Annotated in this window: 8 protein-coding genes and 5 pseudogenes; 8 read left to right on the top strand and 5 right to left on the bottom strand. The window is 69.7% G+C overall.

The window, feature by feature from the left end:
* Nucleotides 1-17 precede the first annotated feature (17 nt).
* A pseudogene (locus ABZ937_RS29690) lies at nucleotides 18-752 on the bottom strand (transposase).
* 200 nt (nucleotides 753-952) lie between these two features.
* Here ABZ937_RS29690 and ABZ937_RS29685 point away from each other — a divergent pair.
* Both ABZ937_RS29685 and ABZ937_RS29680 read left to right on the top strand, forming a co-directional pair.
* Nucleotides 953-1,173 (top strand): annotated as a pseudogene (locus ABZ937_RS29685) (IS1380 family transposase); the annotation flags it as partial.
* A gap of 649 nt (nucleotides 1,174-1,822) precedes the next feature.
* Nucleotides 1,823-3,442, top strand: a complete 1,620-nt coding sequence (locus ABZ937_RS29680; RefSeq protein ID WP_361696400.1) for an exo-alpha-sialidase — start codon at nucleotides 1,823-1,825, stop codon at nucleotides 3,440-3,442.
* A gap of 43 nt (nucleotides 3,443-3,485) precedes the next feature.
* Here ABZ937_RS29680 and ABZ937_RS29675 read toward each other — a convergent pair.
* Nucleotides 3,486-3,670: pseudogene (locus ABZ937_RS29675) on the bottom strand (methylmalonyl Co-A mutase-associated GTPase MeaB); the annotation flags it as partial.
* Between the two features lie 109 nt (nucleotides 3,671-3,779).
* On the opposite strand from ABZ937_RS29675, the pseudogene ABZ937_RS29670 reads away from it, so the two are divergent.
* Together ABZ937_RS29670 and ABZ937_RS29665 are read left to right on the top strand one after the other, a co-directional pair.
* Nucleotides 3,780-5,049: pseudogene (locus tag ABZ937_RS29670) on the top strand (transposase).
* 325 nt (nucleotides 5,050-5,374) lie between these two features.
* Nucleotides 5,375-5,752, top strand: a pseudogene (locus tag ABZ937_RS29665) (transposase); the annotation flags it as partial.
* Nucleotides 5,753-5,769: 17 nt separating this feature from the next.
* Here ABZ937_RS29665 and ABZ937_RS29660 read toward each other — a convergent pair.
* The gene (locus ABZ937_RS29660; RefSeq protein ID WP_361696399.1) at nucleotides 5,770-6,114 is read right to left on the bottom strand and encodes a metalloregulator ArsR/SmtB family transcription factor; all 345 of its coding nucleotides are present in this window, start codon (nucleotides 6,112-6,114) and stop codon (nucleotides 5,770-5,772) included.
* Nucleotides 6,111-6,569: an SRPBCC domain-containing protein gene (locus tag ABZ937_RS29655; RefSeq protein ID WP_361696398.1), complete on the bottom strand. Its 459-nt coding sequence runs from the start codon at nucleotides 6,567-6,569 to the stop codon at nucleotides 6,111-6,113. The genes ABZ937_RS29660 and ABZ937_RS29655 overlap by 4 nt, the downstream gene beginning before the upstream one ends.
* Nucleotides 6,570-6,764: 195 nt before the next feature.
* Between ABZ937_RS29655 and ABZ937_RS29650 the strand changes: the two genes are divergently transcribed.
* From ABZ937_RS29650 to ABZ937_RS29640, 3 genes are all read left to right on the top strand, one after another.
* Nucleotides 6,765-7,580, top strand: coding sequence for a class I SAM-dependent methyltransferase (locus tag ABZ937_RS29650; protein ID WP_361696462.1), 816 nt, complete (start codon nucleotides 6,765-6,767; stop codon nucleotides 7,578-7,580).
* A 1,099-nt stretch (nucleotides 7,581-8,679) separates the two neighbouring features.
* Nucleotides 8,680-8,988 carry a hypothetical protein gene (locus ABZ937_RS29645; RefSeq protein ID WP_361696397.1) on the top strand — a complete coding sequence of 103 codons (309 nt, stop codon included), beginning with the start codon at nucleotides 8,680-8,682 and terminating at the stop codon, nucleotides 8,986-8,988.
* 31 nt (nucleotides 8,989-9,019) lie between these two features.
* Nucleotides 9,020-9,307 carry a hypothetical protein gene (locus ABZ937_RS29640; RefSeq protein ID WP_361696396.1) on the top strand — a complete coding sequence of 96 codons (288 nt, stop codon included), beginning with the start codon at nucleotides 9,020-9,022 and terminating at the stop codon, nucleotides 9,305-9,307.
* Here ABZ937_RS29640 and ABZ937_RS29635 read toward each other — a convergent pair.
* A complete protein-coding gene (locus tag ABZ937_RS29635) occupies nucleotides 9,291-9,587 on the bottom strand; it encodes a hypothetical protein (RefSeq protein WP_361696395.1) in 297 nt (98 codons plus the stop codon). The two genes, ABZ937_RS29640 and ABZ937_RS29635, sit on opposite strands and share 17 nt — an antisense overlap.
* A gap of 96 nt (nucleotides 9,588-9,683) precedes the next feature.
* On the opposite strand from ABZ937_RS29635, the gene ABZ937_RS29630 reads away from it, so the two are divergent.
* Nucleotides 9,684-12,095 carry an ADP-ribosyltransferase domain-containing protein gene (locus ABZ937_RS29630; protein WP_361696394.1) on the top strand — a complete coding sequence of 804 codons (2,412 nt, stop codon included), beginning with the start codon at nucleotides 9,684-9,686 and terminating at the stop codon, nucleotides 12,093-12,095.
* Nucleotides 12,096-12,244 lie beyond the last annotated feature (149 nt).

The following is a 12,244-nucleotide window of genomic DNA, read 5'->3' as shown; positions in this document are numbered from 1 at the left end:
TGGCTGTTGCCTGTGGGTCACCCAGCGAGGGTGAGGTTGTGCTGGCGAGCGATCCCGAGCATGGCGTGCTGGACGCCGGCGTCTTTGAGGCGGCAGTCTCAGAGGATCTTCCAGGTCTTCATGCGGGTGAAGGTGTGATCGACCCGTGGACGGACCTTGCGGTGGGAGGAGTTGTGTTCCTCTTTCCAGGCCGTGAGGTCGCCCTGACCTGGTTCAATTCGGTGCGGGGTGATCAGGCCGGTGCCTCGGTAGCCGCCGTCGGCTATCACCGTGGTGCGGCCGACAGCTGCCTTGGCGCCGGACAGTTCCCCAGCCTTGCAGTCGTTGCAGTTGCCGGGGACTGGCTTGCCGACGGCGACGACGAGACGGGTGTCGGCGTCGATGACGACCTGGTCGTTCGTGGAGTACCGATAGTTCTTCGACCGCACGGCGACCGTGTGATCACGGGTGGGGATCAGGGTGCCGTCCACGATCAGCACGGCTTCCTTGCGGGACCGCTTGCGTTGTCGCAGGGCGAGTAGCGGCCCGAGATGCTCGACGATCCGGGCGGCAGCAGACTTTGACACCCCGAACAAGGGGACGAGCTGCCGCAGCGTCAGGTTCGTCCGCCAGTACGCGGTGCCCAGCAGAACCCGGTCCTGCAGCGGCAGGCTCCACGGCCTGCGCTGGCAGGTCGGGGCCACACCTTCGCGGCGTAGCGTGGTGACCAATGTGCCGAACTGCTGTGGGCTCAATCCAGGGAACGGGGCCATCCAAGTCAGCTCCGACGCCCCGTAACCGCTGGTGGGGTGCCATGATCTTGCCGTGCCTGGTGTGATCACACAGCCCTTGGCCTCGCCGTTTCGGTCGGGTACGGCGAGTGTTGAGGCGGCAACGCGAAAGTGCCTTCCTGACCTGGGACGATGAACCTTGCTGAGGGGTTCTGTCGGTCCAGGCGGAGGGCACTTTCTACGTGCAGGGTATCGGGTTGCGTCCCAAGATCCAGGTCAGTGCCGACGGCTCGGAAGTGGTCGGTCATGCCGGGGCACGGCTGCTGGCGGATCTCGCCGATGCCACCGGTCTGACCGCCGCGTGCTCCGCCGCGCTCAGACCCTTCGGCCGCGCGGAACCGGTCACGATCCGGGCTGGATCGCCACCGACCTGGCGGTGATGCTCGCCGACGGCGGTGAGGCCAGGTACGGTCAGTTACCCCGGGAGGGACATAGCTTTCTGCATCAGGGGGTCGGCGACCGGCGTACTGCGCCACCTCGACCGACTGGTGAGCGCCTTCCCTGCCCGGCAGCACCTGCGCGCCGCGGCAGCCGACGACCTGGCCCAGCTCCTGTTCCGGCCGCTACGCGCGCGGACATGCCGTTCTGACAGGCACACCGCGAACTGCCGTCGTCCGATGCCCTGTCGGCCTGCCTGGAGGGGCATCGCGCCGGGCTGTCCCCCGAACGGGCGAACTGCCGCTGCGCACCCTGCTGGCCGCCCTCGACCTGCAGGGCGGCCCGCCGCCGCCAGCCCTGTGGCACCGTACGGCCGCCCGTCGGGCCGCCGACGCCCACTTCACCAGAATCCGGCGCCAGCAGCGGATCCTGCTGGAGACTCTGCCCAGCGCCCACACCTACCTGCACCGCCCCCACACCCGCCCGCCGTCCTCACCAGCGCCTGATCACAGCCCGACAAGACGTGGGCCGACAAGACGGAGCGACACCCGACGGGCATACGGCCCATTCGACCTGGACAGTCCCCTGAAAGGGCCCCGGACTCCCCGCCCGGACGGGGGACGTGTGCGTGTGTCGCTCACCGTGCCGCAGCGCGCCACCCTGATGATCCGCTCGTGTTCTCGCTACAGACCCTGCGTACCCGCGGCCTCCTCAGCCTCGCCGCCACGGCCGCCCTCGCCGTCCCGTCCGTCCTCTTGGCTCCGCCGGCCTCCGCCGCCGTGTCCAACGGCGGCGTCGAGACCGGCACCCTGACCGGCTGGACCTCGGCCGGCGCCGCCGCCGTGGTCGGCTCCGGCGCGCACAGCAGCACGTACGCCGCACGCGTCGGAGGAACCAGCCACGCCAAGGGCGACTCCACCCTCCGCCTGGTCAGCCACTACGGCGACCACCGGGGCGCCCCCACCTTCGCTCGCTTCGACGACGTCCAGCTCACCGCCGCGCCCGCTCTGACACAGATCGACACGGACCCCTTCACCAACAGCACCAGCCAGCACGCCACCGTGGTGGAGCCCGACACCTTCGCCTCCGGCAACACCGTCATCGCGGTCGCCCAGAACGGCCGCTTCTTCAACGGCGGCGCCTCCGGCCTCGGCTGGGCCCGGTCGGCCGACGGCGGAGTCACCTGGACCCACGGCACCATCCCCGGCATCACCGTCTACCAGGGCGGCGCCTTCTCCCGGGTCTCCGACCCGTCGGTCGTCTACGACGCCCGGCACGCCACCTGGCTCGTCGCCGGACTGCCCCTCAACTCGACCTCCAGCGGCGTCACCGGCGCCGGAGTCACCGTCAGCCGCTCCACCACGGGCGGCGTGAGCTGGCAGAACCCCGTCAGAGCGGTCGGGTTCAACGGACCGAACTACGACAAGCCGTGGATCACCTGCGACAACACCCCCACCAGCCCGTTCTACGGGCGCTGCTACATCGAGGTCGACAACGTCTCCTCCGGCAACCGCATCCTGATGAGCACCTCCACCGACGGCGGACTGACCTGGTCGGCGCCGGTCGCTCCGTCCGGCTCACCCAGCGGCCTCGCCGGACAGCCGCTCGTCCAGTCCAACGGCAAGGTCGTCGTTCCCTACTCGGCCAACGGAAGCGCCATCCGCGCCTTCAACTCCACCAACGGAGGGGCCTCCTGGAGCAGCACCTCGTTCGTCCACTCCGTCCAGGCCCACACCGTCGCCGGCGGCCTGCGGGCGCCCAGGGGAATCGCCTCAGCGGAGGTCAGCGGCGATAACCGGATCTTCGTCGCGTGGCACGACTGCCGCTTCCGCGCGAACTGCACGGCCAACGACATCGTCTACTCCACCTCGACCGACGGCGTCACCTGGTCCGGAGTGACCCGGGTCCCGATCGACTCCACCACCAGCGGCGTCGACCACTTCCTCCCCGGCCTCGGCGTCGACCGCACCACATCCGGTACAACCACCCGGATCGGGCTGCACTACTACTTCTACCCGTCCGCCAACTGCACCTCGACCACCTGCCGCCTCCAGGTCGGCTACATCTCCTCCGCCAACCGGGGCGCCACCTGGACCACCGCCACCGCGCTGACCGGGCCGTTCCCGCTCTCACAGATCGCGAACACCAACCAGGGCCGCATGGTCGGCGACTACATCTCCACCTCGATCGTCGGCGGCCGGGCCGTCTCCGCGTTCCCGATCGGCAGGGCCCCCACCACCGGCCAGGCCTTCGACGAGGCCCTGTACACCGCCGGCCCGCTCACCGTGGGCTGAACCGGCCCGGACGCCCCTGACCGGGCCAATCCCGAAGGCGCCGCTAGTCGGTGCCTTCGGACGCCCGCAGGATCTGTTCCGCCGCCAGTGTCGCAGTCAACCTGCTGTCCATGACGTGCTGTTCGAGGCCGGGGCGGCTTCGCGTACCGCGGTGTTCGCGTGCAGGCGGCCCAGGAGTTCGTCGCGGACCATCGACCAGGTCCAGTCGACCTGCTGGCTTCGCCGTTTCGGTCGGGTACGGCGAGTGTTGAGGCGGCAACGCGAAAGTGCCTTCCTGACCTGGGACGATGAACCTTGCTGAGGGGTTCTGTCGGCCCAGGCGGAGGGCACCTTCTACGTGCAGGGTATCGGGTTGCATCCCAAGATCCAGGTCAGTGCCGATGGTTCGGGGGTAGTCGGTCATGCCGGGGCACGGCTGCTGGCGGATCTCGCCGATGCCACCGGTCTGACCGCCGCGTGCTCCGCCGCGCTCAGACCCTTCGGCCGCGCGGAATCGGTCACGATCCGGGCCGGATCGCCACCGACCTGGCGGTGATGCTCGCCGACGGCGGTGAGGCGGCCATCTCGGACCTGGCCGTGCTACGGACCAGGCAGCAGTCTTCGGCCCTGTCGCCTCGACGCCGACGGCCTGGAGGCTGCTCGCCGATGTTGATGACACTGTGCTGGCCTCGCTGACTTGTGCCCGCGCCCAGGCCCGGGAGGTCGCCTGGCTGAAGGCCGCCGAGCGCGGTGAGGGCATACCCGCGGCCCGGGCCGCGGGACGCATGCTGCCCGGTCTGGTCCTGGACCTCGATGCCACGCTGATCACCTGCCACCCCGAGAAACAGCAGGCCGCACCCCACCTGCAAGGGCGGCTTCGGCTACCACCCGCTGCTGTGCTTCCTGGCCAACACCGGCGAAGCACTGTCCGGCCGGCTGCGGCCCGGGAACGCCGGTGCCAACACCGCGAGCGACCACATCACGGTGCTCGACCAGGCACTCGCCCAGATCTCCGACGCGCACCGCTACGGCACCGACATGCTCATCCGCGCCGACAGCGCCGGATCCGCGAAGACATTCCTCGCCCACGTCCACGACCTGCGTAAACGAGGAATCGGTACCTACTTTTCGGTCGGGTACGCCATCACCGGGCCGGTCCGTCGCGCCATTCGGGCCATGCCCGACCGCCTCTGGCATCCCGCCCTGGACCAGGACGGGACACTGCGTGACGGCGCCGAGGTCGCCGAGCTGACCGGCATAGTGGCGGCTCCGCACAGTGCCTGGAGGTCCGTCACCGCGGCCATGCATGCGTCGAGGACCACATCCGATGCGGCAGGACCACCGGCTTCGGCCGCTTTCCCTCGCGCGACTTCAACGTCAATGCCGCGTGGCTGGAACTCAGCCTCGCAGCGATCGAGCTGCTGGCCTGGATGCGCGTCCTCCTGTTGGACGGTGAACTCGCGACGGCCGAGCCGAAGAAGCTCCGCTACCGGCTGCTGCACGTCGCCGCACGCCTCACGCGCGGCGGCCGGCGCCTGCACTTGCGGATATCGGCGACCTGGGCTTGGAGACACGAACTCGCCACGGCTTTCCACCGCCTCACCGCACTGCCCCGTCCCACTGGCTGACCGGCAAACCCCTGCCCACCCACGACCCGAAAGACTTGGAGAACCCGGCCACCGCGCCGGGCTCCGCCATGACCAAGCAGCGAAAACACTTCCCCCACCCGGCAGCTGGCGATCAACGACTCCTCATCGCCCCAACCGAAACGGCGAGGTTAGAGCTCCTAACAACATGATCTTCGGCGTGGTTGGATCACTCCCAGACTGATGACCAGGGGGTGCGGGGCGACGCGGCCGGAGCCGTGGGAGGTCGACGACGAACCGTGGGCGATGATCGAGCCGCTGCTGCCCAGGGTCGAGCGCCGGACCCGGCATCCCGGACGCAAGCGGCATCCTGACCGGCGGCAACCACAACGACGTCACCCGGCTGATCCCGCTCCTGCAAGCCGTACCGCCCGTGCGGGGCATGCGCGGCCGGCCCCGGCGCCGCCCGGACGTGGTGCTGGGCGACCGCGACTACGACCACGACAAGTACCGTCGTCTGGTCCGGGACCTCTGCGTGAAGCCGCTGATCGCCCGCCGCGGCACCGAGCACGGCTCCGGCCTGGACACCCAACGCTGGGTCGTGGAGCGCGCTTTCGCCCATCTGCACTGGTTCCGCCGACTGCGGATCCGCTGGGAGATCCGCGACGACGTCCACGAAGCCTTCCTCGTTCAGGGATGCGCACTGATCTGCTGGAGAAGACTCCGCACCACGATGGGCCTTTGAGACAGCGCTGCGGGGGGTCAGGGCCCAGCGGCCCCCTCCGCCAGATCCTTGATCGCGTTGAGGCGGTGTTCCCACTGGGTGGCGAGGGTGTCCATCCACCGCGTCGTCCGCCTCAGTGGTTGCAGGTCGGCTTCATAGCGGACCTCGCGTCCGACCCGGTGGGCGCGTACCAGTCCTGCGCGGTCGAGGACGGCCAGGTGTTTGGCCACCGCTTGGCGGGTGATGGGGAGGCTTGCCGCCAGGGACGTCGAGGTCGCGCCGCCTTCGCGGGCAAGGACGGCCAGGACCTCTCGGCGGATCGGTTCGGCCAGGGCCACCAGGACGTCATCGGGAGCCTGTTCGCCCTCGTTGGTGCGGGTCATGCCGTGGCCTGTTCGCAGTCCGCGCGCAGTTGGTCGAGCTTGCCAGGCCAGTTCTGACCGTTGGCGCGGTGCCGGCCGATGACCTCCTCTGCGGGCAGCCCGAGGTGCGCAAAGCCGCTTTCGACCATGGTGAGCCGGGTGCCTCCTGTGGAGTCGTCTTCGGTCAGGGTGAACTCGACCAGAGTGGCGTTCGAGTCGTCCGGTTCCTCGCCTGCGGCGCCTTGAGACCACCGCCAGGACAGGAGGCGCGGAGGCTCGACTGTCTGGATACGGGCGGGAATGACGCCGTGGATGCCGTGGTCGAAGACCAAGAGGCCGCCGGGGCGCAGGTCGATCTTGACCGGCTCTCCATTGCCGAACCAGCGGCCGAGGAAAGCGGGCTCGCTCAGCACGGACCAGACCCGTTCCCTGGACGCATTGATCAGGATGGCGCGTTCGATCGTGTTGGGGATCACTGCAACCTCATCTCATCCGGATGCGCTACCCAAAGGTTGCACATCCGGAGGCGCATGAGCAACCAATTGGTTGCACATGAGGTAAGTGGCCGCATGGATCCCGCCAACCTTCGAGCACCCGCTACGTACTCATTCCGTTAGGAGTTCTAGGCTGGCGCGGTGACTGATGAGCCGGAGCGGGTGCAGCTGTCGGGAGTGTCGGCCACGGCGGTGGGAGTGGCCAGGGTGCGGGCGCTGGAGACCGAGCGGGAGAACGCGCTGTTCCGCGACCCACTGGCACAGGCCTTCGCCACCGCCGGCGGCCTGTGGCCCTCCTCGCCGCCGCTGCCCGATGACGAGGCCGCGCGACGCCGCCGGCTGGCCGTGTCGTTCTCCATCGTCATCAGGACGAAGTTCCTCGACGACGTGTTGCAGCAGGCCTCCGCGTCCGGTGTCCGGCAGGTCGTGCTGCTCGGCGCCGGCATGGACAGCCGGGCCTTCCGGATGGACTGGCCCGAGGGCACGCGGCTGTTCGAGGTCGACACCGCCGCGCCACTGGACTTCAAGGCTTCGGTGCTGCGCCAGGAGCGGGCCGTCGCACGCTGCGAGCGGATCACCGTCGCGGTGGATCTGCGTGAGGACTGGCCAGGCGCGCTGGCCGCCGCAGGGCACGACCCGGCGGTGCCGACCGTGTGGATCGCCGAAGGACTGCTGATCTATCTGCCCGAGGACGCGGTAGAGCTGCTGCTGGCCCGGATCAGCGCGCAGTCGGCGGCAGGCAGCCGGATGGGGCTGACGTTGGGCTCGCGCGGTGTGATCGAGCGCTTCGGCGCGAACGCCGGGCCGGGATCGGCGGCGTCCATGTGGGTCTCGGAGATGCCCGACGACCCGGTGGGCTGGCTGGCCGGGCACGGCTGGGAGGCCAGCTGCCACACCCTGCACGAACGCGCCGCCGCCTACGGCCGCCCGATCAGAACCCCGCCACAGCGCGAGGAGGGGCCCGGCGGACTGATCTCGGCGGTCCGCCGGTAGAGCGCCTCCTGGTCCCCTGGATGATCGATTTCTAGTGCGCCTGATGAGTGGAGCCAGGTTCATGCGCGGCCAGCCAGTCATGCGCGCGCTGACCGCCTACGACCGCTGAAGTCCGCCCGAAAACCGCCTGGCTGGACGGTGGTTGAAGTCGCCGGGCACCACCCCGTGCACAGCTGCCGCGGGCGTGGCCGACAACAGCGGAGCGCCCGTGGCAGCGGCGATCAGAAGCGCCCCGCTCTCCAATCGCCGGGAGAACCGGGTCTGTTCACCATGAACTTGCCCCCCTCCCACACGACGCATCTGGCGTGTGCCGCATCAAGGCATCGCATGTCGAACCCGCGAAGCCTCCGCAGCCGAGTGCCTGGCGGCCTTCGGCTCACCACCTGCCCCCGGAGCGGTCCGAGCCCACGAAGGGCCCCAAGACGACCGTAGGCGCGGGGCATTGCGGCCCTTCCCCAGTACAGGGAGCGGCACGGGCTCGGTGGAGATCCCCAGTCCCATGTGTAGGAGCGGCTGGAATACGGCACCGATGTGAAACTCGGGGTGTGGCTGTCCAACACCGAGAGCCGACGCGGAAGCTGACCGCCGACAGGCTCGCCGCGCTCACCAGCCTCGGACTCGACTGGGCCGCGTAGCGGGGAGAGGACGGAGCGGCGCTGGCGGGCCCGAAACGCTGTGTCCCGGGCCCGCCGGGCTGTTCCGGGCCGCCGCCGCGCCGGATCTCACGGCGCACTATCGGACGTGTGTGTTATGCGGTCGATACCTGCGGCTCGGGGCGGCGGCGTGCGCCGCCTGCAAGGAAACCCCGCGACACCGACCGACTCCCCTCCCCCGGTCACCGAGCCGGACCCGTCCGCGCTGGTCTGCCCTGGCGAACATGGGGGGCCGTGCGCAGCGTGCCAGCACCAGCCCACCGGTACGGGCGGGGCGGGCTGCCGTTGTGCAGGCGGTGCCTCAACCCCCTACGGGAACAGTGGGGCACGGCGATGCGGCAGGCCGATGAGGACATCGTCCGGGATGTGATCCACCGGTTCCCCTTGCTCGACCGCTACGGCCGCAGGGCTGGCTGCCGCGCTACGGGAAAGTCCTCGCCCTTCTGATGGCGACGCTGGACATCACCCTGTCCCCGTACGTCCAGGCGGCCGTGTCCGGCGAGACAACGCTCCACCTGAGTGGCCCACTGGCCGGCTCCGCATCGGTCGACGTCTATGTGATGCTGCCGTTCCTCACCCTGCCCTGGCCGCTCATCGTGTGGCTGATGCGGACCCCGCGCGTCGGTGGGGTGGCCGTACGCACCGGCTCACGGTGCGTGCCGCGCGAGCCATGGTCCTCTGCGCCGACCTGCTGGACAATCCCGCCGCCGCACGCGGCCCGCTGTTGCGTCGCCTCGACCGACTGTGCCGCCTGATCGAGAGGGACACACTGCACGCGCACCGACCGTGGGCGAGCGGTACGCCGAGGGTCGGGGCGGCGCGTTGTTACCCGAGGAGAACCTGCGGAACGTCGAGCCGCTGTCCTTGGCCCAGGAGACGCTACGGCTGTCCGTACGGCTCTCGCTGGCCTCCCTCGGCGCCCTCGGCGGGATGCTGGCGGTGTATCCCCTGCTTACACACTTCGGGGTGCCCGACGGCCTGCGCGGGTGGTGCTACGGCGTCGCCGGGCTCGTCCCCTCGCTTCTGATCGCGGGCCCGCGCCAGGTGCTCGCGTTCCTCAACGTGCTGCCATGAAGCAGCCTTGGGGCAGGTGGGGAGCCGGAGCAGCGTGTTCCGCCGATCCATACCGGACCACGCCGACGACGAACTCGCCCTCGTCCGCCAGTCCTTGGAGCCGCTCGATCAGCGCACGACGACCCTTCTGGGCCTCGTACGCGATGCCGGCACCGACCGCGACGTCACCGACCGCGCCACCGTCCTGCGCGCCCAGATCGACATCACCGGCCTCGCCTGGCTCATCCCGCTCCTGGAGATCGCCCCCCAGCTGCCGGCTCCTGCAACAACCGCGCAGCATGACGCCAGGTCACCGGTCCCTTGTCGGAGCTGCGTTGTCAGTGGTGGGCGATACGTTCGAGGTCTTGGAACCGCTGTTGCACGACAGGAGTGGACGATGACCGAGAGCAGTGTGCTGCCCGCGCTCAGGGTGGTGCTGACGGACGTCAACGAGCGTGTGGTGGAGGCGTGGCGCGCCGCGTTCGCCGACACCCCCGGCATCGAGATCCGCAAGGGCTCGATCCTCGACGAGGACGTCGACGCCTGGGTCACCCCCACGAACTCCCGGGGCCGGATGGACGGCGGGGTCGACGCCGTCATCAAGCGGTATCTGGGGTCCGGCATCCAGGTGCGCGTCCAGCGGGCGATCCGCGACCGGTTCGCCGGACCCATGCCCGTGGGCAGCGCGGTCTGCGTCCCGTCCGGCGCAACCATCCCCCGGTACCTGATATCGACGCCGACGATGGTGCGGTCCTCGCAGAACGTGAGCGCCACGCTGAACGTGGCACTGGCGTGCGCGGCCGCTTTCCAGGCCGTCCACCGGCAGAACCGGAAGAAGCCGGGCAGTATCCGGTCCGTGGCGCTGGTCGGGATGGGAGCGCAGACCGGCCAGGTGCCGGCCCGTGTGTGCGCCAATCTGATGTGGACCGGCTACACGCTCTTCCACGACCACTGGTTCGAGGACGACGACGAGCTGCGGTCCACGATCATCTCCCAGCTTCATGGGATCGAGAATGCGCCTGTCGACCGGCGGGTGCGCATCGTGCCGCCGGCGGCCGTCACGCCCGTCGCTCCCGCGCCGGCGGCCGGAACTGCCGCTCCCGCTTCCTCCACCGCCCCCTCCTCACCTGCTGCCACGACGAGCGAAAGCGCCTCCGCCATGACCGGACCGACGACCGGCGTCCCGGCTTCGGGCCAGCCGCTGCAGCCTCATCCCGATGCGAACGACCCCCTCGCCCTGACCGAGCTCTTCGACGGCGGCGGGGAGGCCTGGCTCCCGCTGCTGAAGCCGGTCATCGAGGCGCAGCCGGACGCCGCGCGGTTCATCGGGAAGGACCGTAGCCACGAGGTGGTCCCGGTCCGCGAGCTGACGTTCCAGGCGCTCAAGCCGAACCCGCCGCACAAGTGGAAGGTCGTGGTCTTCGGTCAGAACCCGTACCCGCGACCGGAGAGCGCCACGGGCATAGCCATGTTCGACAACACCTTCAGCGACTGGAAGGACAGCCAGTTCGGTCGGGTCGTCAGCATCCGGTGCCTCATCAAGGCGGCGGCGATGTGGAAGTACGGCATCGCCAAGAAGACCCCGATCGCCGACGTGCGGGCGCTGCTGAAGGAGCGGGACACGGTCCAGCCGCCGGAGTGGTTCCAGGCGATGCTGACGCAGGGCGTGCTCCTGCTGAACGCGTCGCTGACCGCGAGCGGCGACGGGGCGATGGGTGCCGACCAGCACACGGCCTTCTGGCGGCCGGTCGCCGAGCGGATCGTCGAGGAGATCCTCAAGGCCAAGCAGGACGCGACCGAGGAGGACCGCGGGGTCGTGTTCGCGTGGTGGGGGGCGCACGCCCGCAGCCTGAAGCGGGTCGTCCTGCGGCTCCAGCAGAAGTACCCGGACGTCGAAGTCCGGCACCTCGACCACGCGAATCCGGCGGCACAGGGCGACATCTTCTGCGAAGGCGACCACTTCGCCCAGGTCAACGACGCCCTGACCTCGCTGGGCGCCGACCGCATCGACTGGCTGCCGAGCACGGGGTGGAACGTGCCGGCGGCTGGCGTGGGCGGTGTGGACGGAGGTGTCTCGGCGCGCATGGGCGCTTTCATCGAGTCGACCATGAACCTGCACCAGCTGTACCTGGAGCGCCTCACCAGCGTCAAGGACGAGGGCCTTGTCCTGCCCACGATCACCGGTGTCTTCGACACCCCGCTGATGGACTTCCAGGACGCCGTCGCCCCGGTCTCCGCGGCACTGTCCGGGCTCGCCGGGCACATCCGGCGCTCCCACGACTTCGGCAAGCAGCGTGCGGACCAGGCGGCCGGCGGCGGCCTGTCCGCCGACGCGATCGCCGCGCTCCACCTCTACACCTGTGAGTCAGCCTTCTACCGCGAGATCAACAGCGTTCTGCGCTCCCCCGACCGCACCAGGGTCACGCCCTACCTGCCTTACCTGCGGCTGCTGTTCTCGGCGGTCTCGGAGCTGCCGGCCTACACGCAGCCGTTGTGGCGCGGGGTGTCACTGGACCTTCGGGCGCAGTACCCGGTGGGCCGGACGGTGACCTGGTGGGGCGTCTCCTCGTGTACCTCCGAGCTGAAGGTGGCCAGGGCGTTCTTGGGCAGTCGCGGCAAGCGGACCCTCTTCGAGGTGACGCCGGCCCGGGCGGTCGGGATCAAGAGATTCTCCGCCTTCACCGGTGAGGAGGAATACATCCTTACGCCGGGTACCCAGCTCAAGGTGACGGAGGTGAAGAGCGAGCCCCGCGGGCTGTGCACGGTCCGGCTGAGTGAGGTCACGGACGGCGTTCCCGTGGTGTCCTGAACCGCCCCTGTTCCTCCGTGCGCGCCAGCGGGCGTACCACTTGCGGGGGCAGCGTTCCGATGTGCTGCCCTGCTGGTTGGCGCTCCTGGACTCGGCGGCCGCGTTCACCGGGAGCCCAGGGATCTCAGGGCTCCCGCGTGAGCGGCTGT

The sequence above is a fragment of the Streptomyces sp. NPDC046727 genome (assembly GCF_040645635.1).
Taxonomy (GTDB): Bacteria; Actinomycetota; Actinomycetes; order Streptomycetales; family Streptomycetaceae; genus Streptomyces.
The sequence above is the reverse complement of the archived record's forward strand: the minus strand, read 5'-3'. Positions and strand labels throughout refer to the sequence as shown.